The organism is Acidaminococcus sp. HCP3S3_H5, assembly GCF_052122235.1.
Classification (GTDB): domain Bacteria; phylum Bacillota; class Negativicutes; order Acidaminococcales; family Acidaminococcaceae; genus Acidaminococcus.
In genome coordinates this window covers 421,487-440,895 of the sequence record NZ_JBQKCS010000001.1, presented here as the reverse complement: position 1 = coordinate 440,895, position 19,409 = coordinate 421,487, and the positions used below count along the sequence as shown (strand labels likewise).

The 19,409-nt window shown below is 56.9% G+C and carries 18 protein-coding genes, 1 tRNA gene and 1 riboswitch; of the genes, 17 read left to right on the top strand and 2 right to left on the bottom strand.

What is annotated here, in order from left to right; all coding sequences use genetic code 11:
- The first annotated feature begins 131 nt into the window (after nt 1-131).
- Together ACTQY5_RS02215 and ACTQY5_RS02210 are read left to right on the top strand one after the other, a co-directional pair.
- Complete coding sequence (locus ACTQY5_RS02215) at nt 132-254, top strand: hypothetical protein (RefSeq protein WP_279128406.1); 123 nt, start codon at nt 132-134, stop codon at nt 252-254.
- Between the two features lie 134 nt (nt 255-388).
- Nucleotides 389-1,633: an aromatic amino acid transport family protein gene (locus ACTQY5_RS02210; protein ID WP_441368724.1), complete on the top strand. Its 1,245-nt coding sequence runs from the start codon at nt 389-391 to the stop codon at nt 1,631-1,633.
- 91 nt (nt 1,634-1,724) lie between these two features.
- Here the strand turns inward: ACTQY5_RS02210 and ACTQY5_RS02205 are convergent, their stop codons facing one another.
- Together ACTQY5_RS02205 and panC are read right to left on the bottom strand one after the other, a co-directional pair.
- Nucleotides 1,725-2,699: a bile acid:sodium symporter family protein gene (locus tag ACTQY5_RS02205; RefSeq protein WP_302574351.1), complete on the bottom strand. Its 975-nt coding sequence runs from the start codon at nt 2,697-2,699 to the stop codon at nt 1,725-1,727.
- 4 nt (nt 2,700-2,703) lie between these two features.
- Complete coding sequence (gene panC, locus ACTQY5_RS02200) at nt 2,704-3,555, bottom strand: pantoate--beta-alanine ligase (protein ID WP_441368723.1); 852 nt, start codon at nt 3,553-3,555, stop codon at nt 2,704-2,706.
- Between the two features lie 904 nt (nt 3,556-4,459).
- Between panC and ACTQY5_RS02195 the strand changes: the two genes are divergently transcribed.
- From ACTQY5_RS02195 to pflB, 15 genes are all read left to right on the top strand, one after another.
- Nucleotides 4,460-5,185 carry an amino acid ABC transporter ATP-binding protein gene (locus ACTQY5_RS02195; protein WP_441368732.1) on the top strand — a complete coding sequence of 242 codons (726 nt, stop codon included), beginning with the start codon at nt 4,460-4,462 and terminating at the stop codon, nt 5,183-5,185.
- Nucleotides 5,186-5,241: 56 nt separating this feature from the next.
- Nucleotides 5,242-6,120: a transporter substrate-binding domain-containing protein gene (locus ACTQY5_RS02190; protein WP_022486638.1), complete on the top strand. Its 879-nt coding sequence runs from the start codon at nt 5,242-5,244 to the stop codon at nt 6,118-6,120.
- Between the two features lie 84 nt (nt 6,121-6,204).
- On the top strand, nt 6,205-6,900 hold the full coding sequence (locus tag ACTQY5_RS02185) for an amino acid ABC transporter permease (protein WP_441368722.1): 696 nt from the start codon (nt 6,205-6,207) through the stop codon (nt 6,898-6,900).
- A gap of 13 nt (nt 6,901-6,913) precedes the next feature.
- Nucleotides 6,914-7,705 carry an amino acid ABC transporter permease gene (locus tag ACTQY5_RS02180; protein WP_441368721.1) on the top strand — a complete coding sequence of 264 codons (792 nt, stop codon included), beginning with the start codon at nt 6,914-6,916 and terminating at the stop codon, nt 7,703-7,705.
- A gap of 58 nt (nt 7,706-7,763) precedes the next feature.
- Nucleotides 7,764-7,838, top strand: a tRNA-Asn gene (locus tag ACTQY5_RS02175).
- Nucleotides 7,839-7,931: 93 nt separating this feature from the next.
- A complete protein-coding gene (locus tag ACTQY5_RS02170) occupies nt 7,932-8,753 on the top strand; it encodes a nitroreductase family protein (protein ID WP_441368720.1) in 822 nt (273 codons plus the stop codon).
- Nucleotides 8,754-8,769: 16 nt separating this feature from the next.
- On the top strand, nt 8,770-9,201 hold the full coding sequence (locus ACTQY5_RS02165; protein WP_022486642.1) for an Asp23/Gls24 family envelope stress response protein: 432 nt from the start codon (nt 8,770-8,772) through the stop codon (nt 9,199-9,201).
- Between the two features lie 555 nt (nt 9,202-9,756).
- A complete protein-coding gene (locus ACTQY5_RS02160; protein ID WP_441368719.1) occupies nt 9,757-10,146 on the top strand; it encodes an endonuclease domain-containing protein in 390 nt (129 codons plus the stop codon).
- A gap of 517 nt (nt 10,147-10,663) precedes the next feature.
- Nucleotides 10,664-12,145, top strand: coding sequence for a Y-family DNA polymerase (locus ACTQY5_RS02155; RefSeq protein ID WP_441368718.1), 1,482 nt, complete (start codon nt 10,664-10,666; stop codon nt 12,143-12,145).
- Nucleotides 12,142-12,345, top strand: coding sequence for a hypothetical protein (locus ACTQY5_RS02150; RefSeq protein WP_154488586.1), 204 nt, complete (start codon nt 12,142-12,144; stop codon nt 12,343-12,345). Before ACTQY5_RS02155 ends, ACTQY5_RS02150 begins: the two co-directional genes overlap by 4 nt.
- Nucleotides 12,346-12,460: 115 nt before the next feature.
- Nucleotides 12,461-13,387, top strand: coding sequence for an N-acetyl-gamma-glutamyl-phosphate reductase (gene argC, locus ACTQY5_RS02145; protein ID WP_441368717.1), 927 nt, complete (start codon nt 12,461-12,463; stop codon nt 13,385-13,387).
- Between the two features lie 249 nt (nt 13,388-13,636).
- A complete protein-coding gene (locus ACTQY5_RS02140) occupies nt 13,637-15,025 on the top strand; it encodes a 3-hydroxyacyl-CoA dehydrogenase NAD-binding domain-containing protein (protein WP_441368716.1) in 1,389 nt (462 codons plus the stop codon).
- Nucleotides 15,022-15,714 (top strand): Crp/Fnr family transcriptional regulator, encoded by a 693-nt coding sequence (locus ACTQY5_RS02135; RefSeq protein WP_154488584.1) that lies wholly within the window; start codon nt 15,022-15,024, stop codon nt 15,712-15,714. Before ACTQY5_RS02140 ends, ACTQY5_RS02135 begins: the two co-directional genes overlap by 4 nt.
- Before the next feature lie 104 nt (nt 15,715-15,818).
- Nucleotides 15,819-16,550: a pyruvate formate-lyase-activating protein gene (gene pflA, locus ACTQY5_RS02130; protein ID WP_154488583.1), complete on the top strand. Its 732-nt coding sequence runs from the start codon at nt 15,819-15,821 to the stop codon at nt 16,548-16,550.
- A 111-nt stretch (nt 16,551-16,661) separates the two neighbouring features.
- A complete protein-coding gene (gene pflB / locus ACTQY5_RS02125; RefSeq protein WP_154488582.1) occupies nt 16,662-18,941 on the top strand; it encodes a formate C-acetyltransferase in 2,280 nt (759 codons plus the stop codon).
- 331 nt (nt 18,942-19,272) lie between these two features.
- Nucleotides 19,273-19,372: riboswitch (SAM riboswitch) on the top strand.
- Nucleotides 19,373-19,409: the final 37 nt, after the last annotated feature.

Below are 19,409 nucleotides of genomic sequence, written 5' to 3'. Positions count from 1 at the left end.
AGGCTGGTGGTGGGTTAGCTGCCGCAGGGCAGCGTTTCCCTTCAGGGAACCCGCTGAGAGCGGGTTCCTTCCAAAACAATGAACGACGAACGACGAACGATAAACGATTATTCCCGAAAGGAGCGATTGCCATGATGAATCTGATGAACGTGGAACCGGTATTCTGGATCGGAATAGGAGCCGTGGCGGCAGTGATCTGCCTGATGCAGGCAGTCTGTTGGACCCGGGAACCGAAGATGCGGAAGAATGGATGAAAGAGGGGCTGTTGCGTATGCAACAGCCCCTCCTTTTTTACGTTAACTCCCATTCCCTCCTGCTCCTTGTTATGCTACAATAAACCGGTATGCAGGTCAGCTGACTTGACAATATAACGGGGAGAGAGAACAAGATGGAGTATACGGAATCAGAGAATCTGGAGACGGCAGAGGAGGAGAACGGGAACCTGGAAGTCCGCCGGCTTACTTTTACAGAAGCGGTGATGCTGGTGGTGGGGGCCACCATCGGATCCGGGGTGCTGGGCCTGGCCTATGCCAGCCGGAAGGCAGGGTGGCCGGTGCTGCTCACCTGGCTTCTGGCAGCCGGGTTTCTTTCGGTGGCGTCCATGCTCTATGTGGCGGAAACAGCCCTGCGCACCCGGCGGCCTTTGCAGCTGTCCGGACTGGCGGAAAAATATGTGGGGAAGGCCGGATCCTGGCTGATCTTCTTTTCTGTGGGAGCTACCAGTTTCTGCAGCCTGATCGCCTACATCACCGGCTGCGGAAAGATTCTCAGCACCTTCCTGGGCCTGCCCCTGGAAGAAGCCAGCCTGCTGTTTTCCATCGGGGCAACCGCTGTGGTCTGGCTGGGCCTGAAAGTTACCGGGGCGGCGGAAAAGTTTCTGGGGCTGGGGATGATCCTGATGCTGGTTCTCCTGGTGGGGGCGTCCTTCCTCCGGGCCCGGGTGCCTCTGGATGAAATCCTCTATGCCCATTGGACCTGGGGTATCCCGGTGTTCAATATTGCCGTATTCTGCTATGCGGTCCAGTACATTGTGCCGGAACTGGCCCGGGGCTTCCGGGACCGTCCGGAAAAGCTGGTGCCGGCCATCCTGGGAGGCACGGGGATCTCTTTCCTGATCCTGGCCCTGGTGCCCCTGGCGGTGTTTTTGATGCTGCCAGGGAAGGAAATCACGGAAGTGGCGTCTCTTTCCTGGGGCAGGGCCCTGGAGAATCCGCTTTTCTATTTGTTGGTGAATTTCTTTGCCTTCTGTGCCATGCTTACCTCCTTCTGGGCCATTGCTGAAAGCTTCCTTACCAACTGCATCGAGCGGCTGGGGTTCCGGTCGGAACGGGATATCCGGAGCCGGGCCCTGTGTCTGGCTTTTATTGTGATTCCGCCCATTTTCCTGGCCAGCAGCGGTTTGGTGGGCTTTGTCAGCGCCATTTTCAGCGCCGGCACCTTCGGGGGCATCATCATGTCCGTGCTGCCGGTGTTCATGCTCCGGAGCGCCCGGAAAAAAGGAGACCAGGAACCCTGCTGGCAGTGCGGCTGGCTGGCCGCCCGACCCATCCAGGAACTGGTCCTTGTGGTGTTCCTGGCCTCCGGCGTTTACGCCCTGCTGAGCATGGCAGGGATGCTGCCCAAGGGGTGGTGAAAAAAAGGGTGTGTGAAAAAATTCACACACCCCCGTTCGCGGGCCGCGACCCAAAAAAGGACTGTTGCTTACGCAACAGTCCTTTTTTCATTCAATTCCTGTTTTTTTCTCCCACCAGTTCTCCCACGCTGTCTTCCTGCTGTCCTTCCTCGTCTTTTCCTACACAGTAGGAGGCGAAAAGGGAGCCGGACACGTTGTGCCATACGGAGAAGATGGCACCGGCGATGCCGCCGGCGGCGGTAAAGTACATCAGAGCCAGGGTGGAGGCCAGGCCGGAATTCTGCATGCCCACTTCAATGGTCATGGCCCGGCACTGGGCTTTGTCCAGCCCGAACCGGCGGGCGAAGAATCCGCCCAGCACCATGCCGCACAGGTTGTGGAGGATCACCACACAGAGGATCACCAGTCCGTTGTCCACAATGGCCCGGCCGGACATGGACACCACGCAGCCTACGGTGAGGATCACCACCAGGGCGGACAGCATGGGCATCACCCGGATTACCCGGCTGACCTGCCGGGGGAAGAAATAATTCATCCCGATGCCCAGGACGAGGGGCAGCAGCACCATTTTCACAATGGAAACCATCATGGACACAAAGTTGATATCCACCCAGGTGCCTGCAATGAACCACACCAGGAAGGGGGTCACAAAGGGGGCCAGCAGGGTGTTCACCATGGTCATGGAAACCGACAGGGCCACATCTGCGTGGGCAATGTAGGAAATCACATTGGAAGCGGTGCCTCCCGGGCAGCAGCCCACCAGCACCACCCCGATGGCAATGGCCTCAGGAAGGCGGAACAGGTGGATCAGCCCGAAAGCCACGGCGGGCATAATGGTGAATTGGAGCAGGGTCCCGATGGCCACGTTTTTTGGCTGGCGGAACACGTTCCGGAAGTCATCCGGGGTCAGGCTCATGCCCATGCCGAACATGATGATGCCCAGAAAGGTGGGAATCTGGGGGGCCAGAGGCTTCATGAGCCCTGGCTCCAGGATCCCCAAAAATCCGATGAGCACCACTCCCACGGACATGTACCGGGTGCAGAAACGTACGATTCCATCCACCATCCGGTCAGCCCTCCAGCACTACATTGTCGATGAGCCGGGTGGTCCCGAACTTCACCGCCACGGCCAGCAGCACACGGCCGGCAATGGGGCCGGTGACTTCCGTCAGTCCGGGCATGCCGTAGAGTTCCACATAGTCGATGTTGCTCATGGGTTCGGCCTTGATTTCAGCCGTTACCTGATCCACCAGCTTCCGGGGATCCCGCTCACCGGCAGCAAAGGCCTCTTTGGCGTGTTTCAGGCTCCGGGAAAGGACCAGCGCCGCCTTCCGTTCTTCCGGAGACAGGTACACATTCCGGGAACTTTTGGCCAGTCCGTCAGATTCCCGAATGATAGGCATAATACGAAGTTCAACATTCATAAACAAGTCTTCCACCATCCGGCGGAGGACTTCCGTCTGCTGGGCGTCTTTCAGCCCGAAATAGGCCCGGTCGGCCTGAGAAAGATTAAACAGCTTGGTGCATACCGTTGCCACACCCCGGAAATGGATGGGGCGTGTGCGGCCGCAAAGAACCTTGGTGATATTGCCCGTCACTTCCACCCAGGTCATATCCTGGTGGGGATACATTTCAGCCGGCGAAGGAGCAAAGATGGCCGTGGCACCGGCGGCTTCCGCGACTTTTTCGTCTGCGGCCAGCTTCCGGGGATAGGCATCATAGTCTTCGTTGGGGCCGAACTGGGTGGGGTTTACAAAGTCGCTGACGATGACCACGTCATTTTCTTTGGCAGCGGCTTTGATCAGGGAGGCATGGCCTTCGTGGAGGGCACCCATGGTGGGCACCAGACCGATGGTTTTGCCTTCTTTTTTCACAGTGCGGACAAAGTCCTTCAGATCTTTTACGGTACGGAACAGTTGCATAATGACAACACCTTTCGGTGAAAGTCCTGGAATATCCAGTACCCATAAGAGAGAGGGGCACCTTGCCGTCCCAGTCTTTCGATATGTTTTTGGTTCCGGTTCCGAATGGATCCTGACCATGGGGATCATGGCCTGCGCGCGGTCCAGTAACGGATAACCATATATTGGATGGAACCCTAAATTTATCTCCTGCCAGAAGCTCCATCATTCGGGTAACTATTATACGCGAAATAAAAGAATTGTCAAGACAATAAGAAAAAAGTTAACGAAAAGGAGGCTGCTGAGGCAGCAGCTCCGTCAACAGTCAGCTGTCAACGGCTGAAGGAAGGAATCTGCGGCTGCAGATTCCTTTGAAGGGAAACGCAGCTGGCGCTGCTAACCCACCACCCATGCTGCGCATGGATACCCCCGCCCTTGCAAAGGGCGGATATACGCTCGGGCTGGTGCCCATTGCTTTTTATAACATTAGAAAGCCTCACCTATGCATTCCAAACAAGGGGCCTTGCGCCCCGCGTTTCTATCCGCCCTTTTCAAGGGCGGGGGACCGTTGCGCTTGCGCAATGGTGGTGGGTTAGCAGCCCTTGGGGCTGCGTTTTCCTTCAGAACCATCTGCTCTTAGCAGATGGTTTCCATCGGCCGCTGATCATTGACCGTTGACTGCTGACAAGGGAGTGTGCCGCACGCAACGTGCAGCACACTCCCTTTGTATACATAATAATCCTACAAATTCAGTAAACATCGTAACAATTTTCTCGTTTTCGAGATAATTGTTTGTGAACTATTTGTGAACCGATTTACACAAACCGTATTTTGCGTATAATCGTAATTGTTCGAAGTAATACGAACAGTATTTCCAAAACAAGATATAATGATTGCAAATCAAATGAAAGCAGGGATGGCTATGATGATCAAACTCGAGCACGTCAACAAATACTTTGGCACCAACCATGTATTGAAGGACGCCAACCTGGAAGTGAAAGAAGGGGAAAAACTGGTAATCATCGGGCCATCTGGTTCAGGGAAATCCACCACAGTTCGGTGCATGAACTTCCTGGAGGAACCTACCGACGGGCATGTGTACATCAATGGTACAGAACTCACCCACAAGAACCGGACCCAGATCATCCGGGACAACATGTCCATGGTATTCCAGCAGTTCAACCTGTACCCGCACATGACGGTACTCCAGAATCTGACCCTGGCCCCCATGAAGCTCCGGCACAAGAGCAAAGAGGATGCGGAAAAAACCGCTTACCATTATCTGGAAGTGGTGGGGCTCCGGCACAAAGCCAATGTGTATCCCACCACCTTATCCGGCGGACAGCAGCAGCGAATCGCCATTGCCCGGGCCCTGTGCGACGAAAGCAAGATCATCCTGTTCGATGAACCCACCTCGGCCCTGGATCCGGAAACCATCCAGGAAGTGCTGGACGTGATGATCAAGCTGGCCAAGGAAGGGAACATCACCATGGTGGTGGTGACCCACGAAATGGGCTTTGCCCGGCAGGTGGCCGACCGGATCATCTTCATGGAAGACGGCCGGATCATCGACGAAGGCACACCGGACCACTTCTTCGTGAACCCCACCAATGAACGGGTGAAGAAGTTCTTAAGCAAGATTATCCGCTGATTACCACCTGGCGATAATCATAGAGCAGCAAGGAAGCATTTGAAGGAGGTTTTATCATGAAAAGTTTGGGCAAGCTGAGAAAGATCTTTGCAGTAGGGGTCACCGTACTTATGGCCGTATCGCTGTTTGCAGGGTGCGGGGACGAGAAAAAAAGCGCTGACAGTGGTAAATCCTCCAATGTAGCGGAAGACATCGCCGCCATCAAGAAACGCGGGGTCCTGCGGGTAGGCGTCAAGAACGTCACCAAGGGCTTCGGGTATCAGGATCCGGCCACCGGGAAATTCACCGGGCTGGAAGTTGACCTGAGTGCAGAACTGGCCAAGAAACTGGGAGTGGAAGTGGAATACACGCCGGTAACGGCAGCCACCCGTACCGCTCTTCTGGATTCCGGAGACATCGATATGGTTGCCGCAACCTTCACCATCACTCCGGAACGGAAAAAGAGCTGGGATTTCACCACTCCCTACTATACAGACCATGTTGGGGTGCTGGTGGAAAAAGCCAGCAACATCAACAGCCTGGCTGACCTGAAAGGGAAAGTGGTAGGGGTATCCTCCGGATCCACCTCCGCCAGAGCCCTGGTGGAAGCCATGATCAAGGCCAAAGTCATCGACGGGGACGGTTTCGATCCCAAGAGCTTCGATGCAGCTACCTGGAACAAGGGGGTAAGCTTCAAACAATACGCCGATTATCCGGCCATTTCCACGGCTCTGACTTCCGGCGAAGTATCCGCCTTCTGCGTGGATAAATCCATCCTGGCCATCTACCACACCGACGACAGGACCTTCATCAAGGAAGAATTCGCGCCTCAGGAATACGGCCTGGCCACCAAGAAGGGCTCCGGCATGAGCAAGTTCTGTGAAGAAGCTGTCCAGGGCTGGCTGAAAGACGGCACCATCAAGAAACTGGAAGCCAAATACAACCTGGATAAATAACGTGAGAAAGTAAATGCAAGGTGGGAAGCGGCAATCCTCCAATTTCGCGGGATTGCCCTTCTCTTTCAACAGGAGGCAATGATTATGGGCGGTTTATTTTCAGAAAAAGCATGGGAAGTGGTCCTGACCCACAAGGCCAGCTTCCTCCAGGGACTGGGGGTGACGGTGGAAAGTGCCCTGGGGGGCATTGTAATCGCCACCGTACTGGGCATCCTGCTGGGGCTCATGGGCGTGAGCACCAGACGGCTTCCCAAAACCATCAACCGGATCTACGTGGAAGCCATCCAGAATACACCGCTCATCCTGCAGCTGTGTCTTCTCTATTATGCCTGCTCCTTCTCCGGACACAAGATCGGGGTGCTGGCAGCAGGGATCATCGCCCTGGGCATCTATCACGGCGCCTATATGGCAGAAGTGATCCGGGCAGGGATCGAATCCATCCCCAGAGGCCAGTTTGAGGCGGCGGACGCCCAGGGGTTCGATTACACCCAGAAAATGGCCTACATCATCCTGCCCCAGACGGTGAAGGTGATCCTGCCTCCTACGGTGAACCAGATCGGGAACCTGATCAAGAACACCGCAGTGCTGTACATCATCGGCGGGGCGGACCTGATTTCGTCCACCTACAACTTCGTCACCGGGGCCAACACCGGGGGTTCCTACGCACCGGCCTACATTGTGTGCGGGATCCTGTTCTTCATCATCTGCTTCCCCCTGTCCACCCTGGCAGGCCGCTGGGAAGCCAAGCTGAAGGCCCAGGACGAAATGATGAATGCCTGAGGAGGAATAGAGTATGAGTACATTAGTCGGCAGCTTTGCCATCCTGAAAAATCCGGACATTATGTCCTTTATGCTGAAGGGAGCCTGCTTCACCCTGCTCCTGGCGGTGGTTTCCATTACCGCCAGCCTGGGGGTGGCTTCCGTCCTGGCCCTGGTGCGGAACTACTGCACCCGTCCGGCGGAAAGAGTCTTCCGCTGGGCTGCCACTGCCTACATCGAACTGTTCCGGAACACACCGCTTCTGTTCTGGATCTTCATCGGCACCGTTTTCTTCCCCGCTCCCGGGGTGCGGCGGATCCTGGGGCTCAGTTCCGTGGAAACCAAGCTCCTGTTCAAGTGCACCATTGCCCTGACCATCTTTGAATCCGCCATCATTGCGGAAATCATCCGGGGCGGCCTGAACGCCATTTCCAAGGGGCAGTTCGAAGCGGGCTATGCCCAGGGCTTCAACATCGTCCAGGTGATGTGGTACATCATCCTGCCCCAGGCCTTCCGGAAGATCATCCCCACCCTGATGAGCCAGGTGATCACCATCATCAAGGATACCTCCTTTATGGCCAACGTGGCCACCATCGAACTGATGGCCCGGGTGAACAAGGTGCTGGGAGGGGCCGCCATGTACAATGGCACCGGCACCATCAACGTATCCGACGTGTTCGTGCTGTTCGGGTTTGCGGCCCTGGTGTATTTCGTCATCAACTACAGCCTGTCCTGCGCTATCCGCCATGTCCAGGCCAACCTGGAAAAGGTGGGGGATTCAGAACCGGTGGCTGATGTGCCGGCCAATGTGGAAATGGCAAAATAAATCTTAAAAAACTGTTGACAGGAATCGGCTTTTCGTGTAGAATAATCTTCGTTGAGATTCCCCGATAGCTCAATGGTAGAGCACTCGACTGTTAATCGAGTTGTTGTAAGTTCGAGTCTTACTCGGGGAGCCAATTGCAAATCATGCCGGACGGATGTCCGGCTTTTTTTAAATTTACAGGGGTTCGCCGCTTCCCCGGCAGCACTGCAGTCAGAGAGAATATGAGGTGTTTCATTTGGTTGGAATTTTAACGGTCGATCAGAATAAGTGTGTTAGATGCGGGATCTGCTCCAAAGTCTGTCCCAGCTGTATCATTGAAATGGGTGAAAACGGCCCGGTGTGCATCAATGATATGTCCTGCATGTCCTGCGGCCACTGTGTATCCGTCTGTCCCACCGGTGCTCTTGATAATTCCCGCTGTCCCTATGCCGAAACCGAACCCATCCCCATGCCGGTGCTGGATTCCCAAACGGCCTACAACTTCCTGCGGATGCGCCGGAGCATCCGGAACTTCACTCCGGAACTGGTCAGTGAAGACAAGATGAGACAGCTGCTGGACATTGCCCGGTATGCACCTACTGCTGCCAATTCCCAGGGGCTTTACTACATTGTGGTGTCCGACCAGGGACTGATCCGGAAGATCTGCGACTGTGTGGCGGACTGGATGCAGGAAGAAATCGACAACAACTCTCCCCGCCGCCGGTATTTCCGGAAGGTACTGGAAGTGTACCGGGGCCGGGGCATCGACATCATCGGCCGGAATGCCAAACAGCTGGTTTTCGCACTGGCCCGGCGGCTGAACGTGACCGGCGTGAGCAACTGTGAACAGGCCTGGGCCTATGTGGAACTGTATGCTCCCACCCTGGGCCTGGGAACCACCATTATGGGCTTTATTGAAACCTGTGCCCGGGCAGATTACGCCCCGCTGCGGGAACTGCTCCAGGTACCCCAGAAACAGGTCATCGTCGGAACTCTGCTGGTAGGGTATCCCAAATACAAGTACAACCGGCTGGTGAACCGCCAGCATCTGAAGGTGGAGTTCCGGTAATAAAGGAGCTGATACCATGATCCAGGGCAAGACCATTATTTGTGAAGAAGTGTTCGTCCAGCTGGTCCGGCTGGCGGCAGAACGGGTGGACCGGGTGAACCTGTGGGAACACACCGGCGGGGGGCTCATGTCCTTTGCCAAAGGGCTCACCGGCAAGAACACTCCGGCGGTGGCGGTGGAAAAGACCGACGCGGAAGTGGCGGAAAACGGCACGGTGAAAAAAGGCCATGTGGCCTTCACCCTGAAGGTGTCCGTGGCATGCGATACCTCCATCCCCGACACCATTGAACAGCTGCGGGAAGCCGTGGTGAGAGAAGTGGTGCGGATCACCGATTTCCAGGTGGACCGGGTGGACATTATCGTGGCCCAGCTGGAAGAGGCGGAACAGGCGCCGGAACCCGAAAAACCGGAGAAAACAGAAGAAAGCCCTGCAGAGGCAGGGGAGTGAGAGAAGGGGCTGTTGCTTGGGCAACAGCCCCTTTGTCAGCAGTCAGCGGTCAACTGCCGATGACGGGGCTATTTTCACCTTGGCAGTACGATAAAAATAGGTGCACAGCCAAAAGTCCGCCCTGGGAGGGGCGGGGGACCGTGCGGAGCACGGTGGTGGGGGCATCGGCGATAGCCGATATTTTGCAGAAACGATGGACAACAGCAGTACAATAAAATAGATGCACAGTCAAAAGTCCGCCCTGGGAGGGGCGGGGGACCATCCGCAAGGATGGTGGTGGGGGCATCGGCGGCAGCCGATACTTTGCAGGAATGATGGACAACAGCGGGGTGTCCGGCAGGAGCACGATCTTCATATCCGCAGGTCTCGCTGCAGGATTCCAGGACGGTTGAACCATCCCCCCGCCAAGGTATTCGGTCCTTTCAGGACCTCATGCCCCCACCACCATTGCGCAGGCGCAACGGTCCCCCGCCCCTGCAGGGCGGACTTGGCCTCCGGCCTTGCTTTATAACTGCAAATATAATATTATAAGATAATTCAGTATAATTTCAAGGAGTGTTGACTTTGGCTGGCAGGAACGAAATCCCGGATTACCTGAAAAACTTTTCTCATAAGATGAGGAAAAACATGACAAAAGAGGAACGGCACCTTTGGTTCGACTTTTTCCGGAAATATCCTGTACGGGTGAAACGGCAGGTCATCATCGGAAAGTATATTGTGGATTTCTGCTGTGAACGGGCTCAGGTGATTATCGAACTGGACGGTGGACAGCATTATGAGACGGAAAATAAAAAAGCCGATGCTGAACGGACCCGGCACCTGGAACGGCTGGGATTCTTGGTCCTGCGGTATTCCAACCGGGATGTGATGAGAAATTTTTCCGGAGTGACAGAGAACATCGATCGGATAATCCGGGAAAGAATGAAGACGTTGGGAACAATATGAGCCGTTGCCGGCTAAAGTCCGCCCTGGGAGGGGCGGGGGACCGTGCGGAGCACGGTGGTGGGGGCATCGGCGATAGCCGATACTTTGCAGGAACGATGGACAACAGCAGTACAATAAAATAGGCTGCACAGCCAAAAGTCCGCCCTGGGAGGGGCGGGGGACCATCCGCAAGGATGGTGGTGGGGGCATCGGCGGCAGCCGATACTTTGCAGGAATGATGGACAACAGCGGGGTGTCCGACAGGAGCACGATCTTCATATCCGCAGGTCTCGCTGCAGGATTCCAGGACGGTTGAACTATACCCCCGCCAAGGTATTCGGTCCTTTCAGGACCTCATGCCCCCACCACCATTGCGCAGGCGCAACGGTCCCCCGCCCCTGCAGGGCGGACTGGGCCGCTGGCCGTTGACAGGGCTGCTGCTCACCGCAGCAGCCCCTTTCTCTTGCCTCTTTTCCCCATTTGTGCTATGATAATAGCAAACAAATGTTTAGTAAAACAAACGAAAGTGGGGAGAGTCATGGAACAGCGAATCTATGGGGCCATTGATCTGAAATCTTTCTATGCCTCGGTGGAGTGTGTGGAGCGGGGACTGGATCCTCTGGATGCCTGTCTGGTGGTGGCGGACCGGAGCCGGTCGGACCGGACCATCTGTCTGGCGGTGTCCCCGGCTTTGAAGCACTGGGGGATCCCGGGCCGTCCCCGGCTGTTCGAAGTGATCCGCCAGGTGGAAGAAATGAACACCCTCCGTCGGGGATGGCTCCGGGGCCGCCCTTTTTCAGGGAAATCCTTTCTGGCCTCCCAACTGGGCCGGGACCGGACCCTGGAGGTGGATTACATCACCGCCATGCCCCACATGCAGCGGTACATGGAAAAAAGCGCCCAGGTGCTCCAGGTGTACCTCCAGTTCATGGCCCCGGAGGACATCCACGTGTATTCTGTGGACGAAGTGCTCCTGGACCTGACCCCTTATCTGAAATCCGGAGGCTGGACTCCTTACGGCCTGATCCGGGAGATGATCCGCCAGGTGCTGAAGGAAACAGGGATCACCGCCACTGCCGGCATCGGCACCAACCTGTATCTGTGCAAGGTGGCCATGGACATTGTGGCCAAGCACATGGAACCGGACCGGGACGGGGTGCGGATCGCTTCCCTGACGGAAAAGACCTACCGGCAGCTGCTGTGGGACCACTGCCCTCTCACGGATTTCTGGCGGATCGGGCCGGGGATCACCCGGAAACTCCAGCGGTACGGCATGTACACCATGGGGGCGGTGGCCCGGATGTCCCTGGAAGATCCGGACCTGTTGTACCATCTGTTCGGGGTGAATGCGGAACTGCTCATCGACCATGCCTGGGGCTGGGAACCCTGTACCCTGAAGGATATCCGGGCCTATGAGCCCATGAGCAGCAGCCTGGGGTCCGGCCAGGTGCTCCAGCAGCCTGCCACTGCGGAAACGGCCCGGCTGCTGCTGTGGGAGATGGCGGACCTTTTGGCCCTGGACCTGGTGAAGAAGCACCGGGTGACGGATCAGCTGGTGCTGACCCTGGGTTACGACCGGTGCAATCTGGAAGACCCGGAGCGGCGCCGGTCCTACCGGGGAAAGGTGGCAGCGGACCATTTCGGCCGGCCGGTGCCCGTCCACGGCCACGGGTCCCGGAACCTGCCGGGTGGGTACACTGCTTCAGGACAGGTGATCAGGGAGGCGGCCCTGGGGCTTTTCCACCAGGTGGCCGATCCCCAGCTGCTGATCCGGAAGATCTCCCTTACCGCGGAACATGTGAAGGCCCCGGAGGCCCTGCGGTTGCTGGGGGCCGAAACGGACCTGTTTGCCCGGGAAGAGGCACCGGTGTACGCCCGGGGCCGGGAGGAGGAACTCCAGGAAACCATCCTGGCCATCCAGGACCGGTACGGGAAGAACGCCCTGCTCCGGGGGAGCAACCTGCTGCCCGGGGCCATGACCCGGGAGCGGAACGGCCAGGTGGGAGGACACCGGGCATGAAGCCGTATGAAGATATGCTGGATCTGCCCCGGCCCAGGATCTCCGGCCATCCCCGGATGGACCGGAAGAAGCGGGCGGCCCAGTTTGCCCCTTTTGCGGCCTTGAACGGTTATGAGGAACTGGTGGAAAAGGCCCTCCGGCGCCATGAGGCGGCGGTGGAGGCCCAGGTGGAACGGATCCGGGACCCGGAAAAACCATAATGTATTTTTATGCATAAAATGCAAATAATAAATCTGTCCCTACGGCTCTATCTGTGTTATAATGTTCCTATTCTATAAAGGCTGGGCCCAGTGCACCAGTGAATGAGGGGTGGTCATGATGTTTAAAGTATTTATCGACGGCGGCGAAGGAACGACCGGCCTGCGGCTGGCCCAGCGGCTGAAGCAGCGGACGGATATCGAACTGCTCACCATCAGTTCGGACCTGCGGAAGAACCTGGATGCCCGGCTGGAAAAGATCGACCAGGCGGACGTAGCCTTTCTGTGCCTGCCCGATGCCGCGTCCCGGGAAGTGGCGGCAGCCGCCAAGGACTGCGACACCAAGATCATCGACACCTCCACGGCCTTCCGGTGCGACCCGGCCTGGGCCTACGGGTTCCCGGAACTGGGCCCCTCCTACCTCCATGCCATCCAGGAGAGCAGCCGGATCTCCAACCCGGGCTGCCATGCCACCGGTTCCATTGCCGTGCTGGCGCCCCTGGTGAAGGCCGGGTTCATTGCTTCGGACGGGCTCTATACCCTTACTTCCCTGACCGGGTATTCCGGCGGGGGCAAGAAGATGATCGCTTCTTACGAAAATCTCCATGACAAGGAACTGGATGCTCCCCGGATCTACGGGCTGAACCAGCAGCACAAACATCTGCCGGAAATCCTGAAATATGCCGGACTGGAACAGTCTCCCATTTTCCTGCCCATTGTGGCGCCCTATTATGCAGGCATGCTGGTGACCGCCGGGTTCCAGATGCCCCAGGACCTGAGCCTGGCAGCGGTACGGAAGATGTATGCGGATTTCTACAGGGACCAGGCCTTCATCACAGTGGTCCAGAACGAGGAACTGCCCAAGATGCTGGGGTCCAACACCCTGGCCGGGAAGGATTCCCTGCGGATCTATGTGTGCGGCAACGAGGACCGGTTCACCGTGTCCGCCCAGTTCGACAACCTGGGGAAAGGGGCCAGCGGTGCAGCCATCGAAAACATGAACATCGCCATGGGCCTGGATCCGGAAACGGGATTGGAATTGTAAGGTGCTGCGGAGCAGCACCAGCTGGCAGTCACGAGTCATCAGTCACTAGCCGAAAGAGAGAACCCGTCCTTTGGGCCGGGTTCTTTTCATGCAGGGGGACGAAAATTTTGCGGGCGGCCGGGCCTGCCGCCCCTACGGAACCGGAAGCAAAACGGAACTGTGGGGCAGACAGGGAAAATACAGATCCACAGGGATGCCGTAGGGGGCGCAGGCCCGGCGCCCCGCCAACATACACAAGGAGGGACACCCATGGAATACTGGGATATTTACGACAGCAACAAACAGGTCACCGGCCGGAAAATGGTCCGGAACGACTGGCATATGAAACCGGGGGACTACCATCTGACGGTGCTGGCCCTGATCCGGGACCCACAGGGGAGGATCCTGATTACCCAGCGGAAGGCGGACAAGGAATGGGCTGCCCTGAAATGGGAAATCCCCGGAGGCGGAGTACGGGCGGGAGAAACTTCTCAGCAGGCGGTGCTCCGGGAAGTGGGGGAAGAGACCGGGCTCCATTTTGCTCCGGAAGAGGCCCGGTGCATCCATACCTACCGCAGCGACAGCCCGGAGGAACAGAACAATTATTTTGTGGATATTTATGAATTTCGAGGAGATTTTACCCGTGACCAGGTAAAGATCCAGGAAGACGAAGTGGAAAGCTTCCGGCTGGCCACCCCTGCCCAGATCCGGGAACTGGGAAAACAGGATGATTTCCTTCACTATCACAGAATCGAGGGATTGCTGACTATGGACATCAAAAAAATCACCATTGCAGGAGCAGGGACCATGGGGTATTCCATGGCGGATATTTTCGCCCAGAACGGGTATGAAGTGACCTTGTGGAACCACCGGCAGCCCACCCTGGACAAGGCCAGAACGAAGATCTCGGCGGGCGCGGCGGACAAAATCACCTATACCACCAGTATGGACGCCTTCCGGGGCCGGGACCTGATCGTGGAATCCATTGTGGAGGACATGGAGGCCAAACTGGCTTTTTACCGGGAAATGAGCCCCCTGGCAGATCCGGAAACCATCATTGCCACCAACACTTCCGGCCTGTCCATCAACAAACTGGCGGCAGCGGTCACCGGGCCGGACCGGTTCCTGGGGATGCACTGGTTCAATCCGCCCACCCTGATCCCTCTCATTGAAATCATCAAAAATGAGAAGACCCGGCCGGATGTGGCCAAAACCATCTATGACCTGTCCCTGGCCATCGGGAAGAAACCGGCCCTGGTGGAAAAGGATGTACCCGGGTTTGCCGCCAACCGGATCCAGCTGGCCGTGCTCCGGGAAGCCCTGGCCCTGGTCCGGGACGGGGTGGTCAGCGTGGAAGGGGCCGATGCGGTGATGAAATACGGCCTGGGCTTTAGGTGGGCCTGCCTGGGGCCTCTGGAAACCGTGGATTTCGGAGGCCTGGATGTGTTCTGCCACATCAGCGAATACCTGATGCCGGATCTGGAAGATTCCCATGAAGTGCCCGCCCTGCTGAAGGAAAAGGTGGAAGCCGGGGATTACGGGGTGAAGACCGGGAAAGGCTTCTATGACTATGCCGGGGACAAGGCCCGGGAAGCCACTGCCGCCCGGGACAAAAAGCTCCAGGCGGTGTATGACGCACTTTACGGAGGAAAGGCATGACAGGCCCCGTCCCCGCCCACTGCAAGGTCTGCCGGGGAGAATGCCTGAAGAGTGTGGAGTTCCTGGTGGGGCTGCCTCCGGAAAAGGTGACCACCCTGCTCCGCCGGTCGGTACGGCTGAAATTGGCCAAGGGGGAGTACCTGTTCCACGAAGGGGAACCCTGTGATGCCATCTACATCATCCACCAGGGCCGGGTGAAACTGTGCACCTACGACCAGGACGGCCTGGAACGGATCGCCGGGATCTTTGTGGAGCATGATACCATCTGGGAAGGGGTACTGGTGCCGGACAGCCGGTATTCCGCCTCGGCCATTGCCATGACGGGGGTGGAGTGCTGCAAACTGGCCCGGAGGGATTTCGAGGAGGCCATCCAGGAACCGGAAGTGGCCATGCGGATCATCGCCCTTTTGAGCAAGAAGCTCCACGACGCCAACCGGCGGAACCTTTTGAAAAGCATCGCCGACCCCAAGGAACGGGTGGCCGGGCTGCTGCTGTACCGGTACCGGCGGCAGACCAGCGACACCATCACCATGCGCCTGGAGGAAATGGCCGGCAGCCTGGCCCTCCGGCCGGAAACCATCAGCCGGAAGCTGAAGGAACTGGAACGGGAAGGGTACGTAAAAAAGACCGGCCAGAGCAGCATCAAGGTCCTGGATCCGGACCGGCTGATGGAGCTGGTGAATTATTGACCCAAATCAAGGAACCTTTTTGCAAAAACACATACAATGAGACCCATCAAGAGGCGTACGAACTGTGACCCCTTTGATGGGGTCTTTTTTTATCAGGAGGTATTATGATCCAGGGACGTATCCATTCCATCGAAACCTTCGGGTCCGTGGACGGGCCCGGAACCCGTTTCATCATCTTTGTCCAGGGCTGCAACATGCGCTGCCTGTACTGCCACAATGTGGACACCTGGAAATGCGGCCAGGGGGGCCAGCTGAAAACCGCTGACGAACTGCTGGACCAGGCGGAGCGCTACCGGCCCTACTGGGGTCCGGAAGGGGGCATCACCGTCAGCGGAGGGGAACCTCTGCTCCAGATGGATTTCCTGCTGGACCTGTTCCGGAAGGCCAAAGCCCGGGGCATCGGCACCTGCATCGACACGGCCGGCCAGCCCTTTACCCGGAAGGAACCTTTCTTCAGCCAGTTCAAAGAGCTGATGGAGGTAACGGACATCCTGCTGCTGGATGTGAAGCACATCGACCCGGAAGCCCATAAAAAGCTCACCGGCCAGCCCAATGACAACATCCTGGACCTGTTCCGGTATCTGTCGGAAATCAAAAAGCCCATCTGGGTCCGGCAGGTGCTGGTGCCCGGGTGGACCGACGATCCAGGGTCTCTGCAGCGGACCCGGGAATTCCTGGACACCCTTACCAACATCCAGCGGGTGGAAGTGCTGCCCTACCACAACATGGGCCTGTATAAATGGGAACAGCTGGGGATCCCCAACAAGCTGAAGGATGTAAAGCCTCCCACCCAGGAAGAGGTGGACAAGGCCCGGAAAATCCTGGGGGCAGTATAAAATAAGTTAGCCTAAGCAAACTTGACTCCAGTCAAGGTTTTAAAATGGAAAAACGGCTATGATTAAGCCATGAAAAACGAACCAACGGGAACTCAAAAAGGAGGATCTGTAATGAACAGCATCAATCAGAATGTTGCATGGAGAGGTTTTAAAGGCGTGAAATGGACGGACGATGTGGATGTCCGGGATTTCATCCAGAACAACTATACCCCTTATGACGGGGACGAAAGCTTCCTGGCAGGGCCTACGGAAGCCACCAACAAACTGTGGGGCAGAGTCCAGGAACTCCAGAAGGAAGAACGGGCCAAAGGCGGCGTATTGGACTGCGAAACGGAAGTGGTCTCCAGCCTGACGGCTTACGGCCCCGGCTACATCGATGAATCCATGAAAGATCTGGAACAGGTGGTGGGCCTCCAGACCGACAAGCCTCTGAAACGGGCCTTCATGCCCTACGGCGGCATCAAAATGGCGGAAGAAGCTGCGGAAACCTACGGGTACAAGGTGAACCCCAAGTTCCACAAGATCTTCACCGAATACCACAAGACCCACAACCAGGCTGTATTCGATGCCTACACCGCTGAAATGCGGAAAGCCCGCCACAGCCATATCGTAACCGGTCTGCCTGATACCTACGGCCGGGGCCGGATCGTAGGGGACTACCGGAGAGTGGCTCTTTACGGCATCGACTTCCTGATCAACAAGAAAAGCGAAGACCTGAACAACTGCGGATGCGGGGTTATGACCGATGACATCATCCGGCAGCGGGAAGAACTGGCGGAACAGATCCGGGCTCTGAAACAGATGAAGGAAATGGCCAAAGTCTACGGCTATGACATTTCCGCTCCTGCCAAGAACGCCAAGGAAGCCGTCCAGTGGCTGTACTTCGGCTACCTGGCTGCAGTAAAGACCCAGAACGGGGCTGCCATGAGCGTGGGCCGCATCTCCACCTTCCTGGATATCTACATCAGCCGTGACCTGGCCGAAGGGACCCTCACCGAAGAACAGGCTCAGGAACTGATTGACCATCTGACCCTGAAATTCCGCATGGTGAAATTCGCCCGGATCCCCTCCTACAACCAGCTGTTCTCCGGCGACCCGGTATGGGCTACCCTGGAAATGGCCGGCATCGGCATGGACGGCCGGCACATGGTCACCCGGAACGACTACCGGTTCCTCCACACCCTGGAAAACATGGGGCCTTCTCCTGAACCCAACCTGACGGTGCTGTATTCTTCCGCACTGCCGGACAACTTCAAGAAATACGCCGCCCACATTTCCATCACCACTTCTTCCATCCAGTACGAAAACGACGATGTGATGAAGCCGGTATGGGGCGATGACTACAGCATCTGCTGCTGCGTATCCGCCACCCAGACCGGGAAGGAAATGCAGTTCTTCGGGGCACGGGCCAACCTGGGTAAATGCCTGCTGTACGCCATCAACGGGGGCAAGGATGAAAAATTCCTGACCAAAGACGGCAAACACATGCAGGTAGGGCCGGAATATGCACCCATCACCTCCGACGTGCTGGACTACGGCGAAGTGATGCACAAATTCGACCTGATGATGGACTGGCTGGCCGGGCTGTACGTGAACATCCTGAACCTGATCCAGTACATGCATGACAAATACTACTATGAAGCGGCAGAAATGGCCCTCATCGACACCGATGTGCGCCGGACCTTTGCCACCGGCATCGCAGGCTTCTCCCATGTGGTGGATTCCCTGTGCGCCATCAAATACGCCAAAGTTTCCACGGTCCGGGATGAATCCGGCCTGGTGGTGGACTACAAGATCGAAGGGGACTTCCCCAAATACGGCAACGATGATCCCCGGGCGGATGAAATCGCTGTATGGCTGCTGAAGACCTTCATGACCAAGCTGCGGAAACACCACACCTACCGGAATTCCGAAGCCACCACTTCCATCCTGACCATCACTTCCAACGTGGTGTACGGCGGCGCCACCGGTGCCCTGCCTGACGGACGGAAGGCCTACACCCCGTTCGCTCCCGGTGCCAACCCGGCCTACGGCGCAGAACAGAACGGCCTCCTGGCTTCCCTGAACTCTGTGGCCAAGCTGCCGTACGAATATGCTCTGGACGGAATCTCCAACACCCAGACCATCGCTCCGGAAACCCTGGGCCACAATGAAGAAGAACAGAAAGCCACCCTGGTACGGGTAATGGACGGCTACTTCGATCAAGGAGCCCACCACCTGAACGTGAACGTGTTCGGCGTGGACAAGCTGATCGACTGCATGGAACATCCGGAAAAACCGGAATATGCCAACTTCACCATCCGGGTATCCGGCTACGCGGTGAAATTCATCGACCTGACCAGAGAACAGCAGCTGGACGTAATCGCCCGCCGCGCTCATCAGAAGATGTAATGTTTTAGTAAGAAGGGGCTGTTGCATGAGCAACAGCCCCTTAGTCGGAAGTCCGAAGTCTGAAGTCGGAAGCCTCAGGACAGGATCCGTCTGGCTGGACGGATCCTTTTGATTCTGCAAAACCAGAATCGCAATCAATCTGAGAGATCATTTCGTCCAAAGGTTCTACACATTCAAAAAATTTGCCTGCAAATTTAACATTCGGCTCCAGGCTCCAGACTTCAGACTCCAGACTTGAGCCGGTTACCTGCAACTGTTCTTGATCAGGTTACAAAAAGTCCTTGACTTTCCTAGTGAAGTAGTGTAGAATCAGAACCATCAAAATCACATACCTTCATCGAGAGCAGCAGAGGGATTTGGCCCTATGAAGCTGCGGCAACCCCCGGAAGGGAAGGTGCCAATTCCAACAGGGATTCCCTGGCAGATGAAAAGCGAGCTCAGTCATCGAAAACACCATCTGCCCAGCAG

Coding starts and splice junctions, on each gene's coding strand:
- ACTQY5_RS02215 (WP_279128406.1), top strand. CDS start 132: ATGATGAATCTGATGAACGTGGAACCGGTATTCTGGATCGGAATAGGA.
- ACTQY5_RS02210 (WP_441368724.1), top strand. CDS start 389: ATGGAGTATACGGAATCAGAGAATCTGGAGACGGCAGAGGAGGAGAAC.
- ACTQY5_RS02205 (WP_302574351.1), bottom strand. CDS start 2,699: ATGGTGGATGGAATCGTACGTTTCTGCACCCGGTACATGTCCGTGGGA.
- panC (WP_441368723.1), bottom strand. CDS start 3,555: ATGCAACTGTTCCGTACCGTAAAAGATCTGAAGGACTTTGTCCGCACT.
- ACTQY5_RS02195 (WP_441368732.1), top strand. CDS start 4,460: ATGATCAAACTCGAGCACGTCAACAAATACTTTGGCACCAACCATGTA.
- ACTQY5_RS02190 (WP_022486638.1), top strand. CDS start 5,242: ATGAAAAGTTTGGGCAAGCTGAGAAAGATCTTTGCAGTAGGGGTCACC.
- ACTQY5_RS02185 (WP_441368722.1), top strand. CDS start 6,205: ATGGGCGGTTTATTTTCAGAAAAAGCATGGGAAGTGGTCCTGACCCAC.
- ACTQY5_RS02180 (WP_441368721.1), top strand. CDS start 6,914: ATGAGTACATTAGTCGGCAGCTTTGCCATCCTGAAAAATCCGGACATT.
- ACTQY5_RS02165 (WP_022486642.1), top strand. CDS start 8,770: ATGATCCAGGGCAAGACCATTATTTGTGAAGAAGTGTTCGTCCAGCTG.
- ACTQY5_RS02155 (WP_441368718.1), top strand. CDS start 10,664: ATGGAACAGCGAATCTATGGGGCCATTGATCTGAAATCTTTCTATGCC.
- ACTQY5_RS02150 (WP_154488586.1), top strand. CDS start 12,142: ATGAAGCCGTATGAAGATATGCTGGATCTGCCCCGGCCCAGGATCTCC.
- argC (WP_441368717.1), top strand. CDS start 12,461: ATGATGTTTAAAGTATTTATCGACGGCGGCGAAGGAACGACCGGCCTG.
- ACTQY5_RS02140 (WP_441368716.1), top strand. CDS start 13,637: ATGGAATACTGGGATATTTACGACAGCAACAAACAGGTCACCGGCCGG.
- ACTQY5_RS02135 (WP_154488584.1), top strand. CDS start 15,022: ATGACAGGCCCCGTCCCCGCCCACTGCAAGGTCTGCCGGGGAGAATGC.
- pflA (WP_154488583.1), top strand. CDS start 15,819: ATGATCCAGGGACGTATCCATTCCATCGAAACCTTCGGGTCCGTGGAC.
- pflB (WP_154488582.1), top strand. CDS start 16,662: ATGAACAGCATCAATCAGAATGTTGCATGGAGAGGTTTTAAAGGCGTG.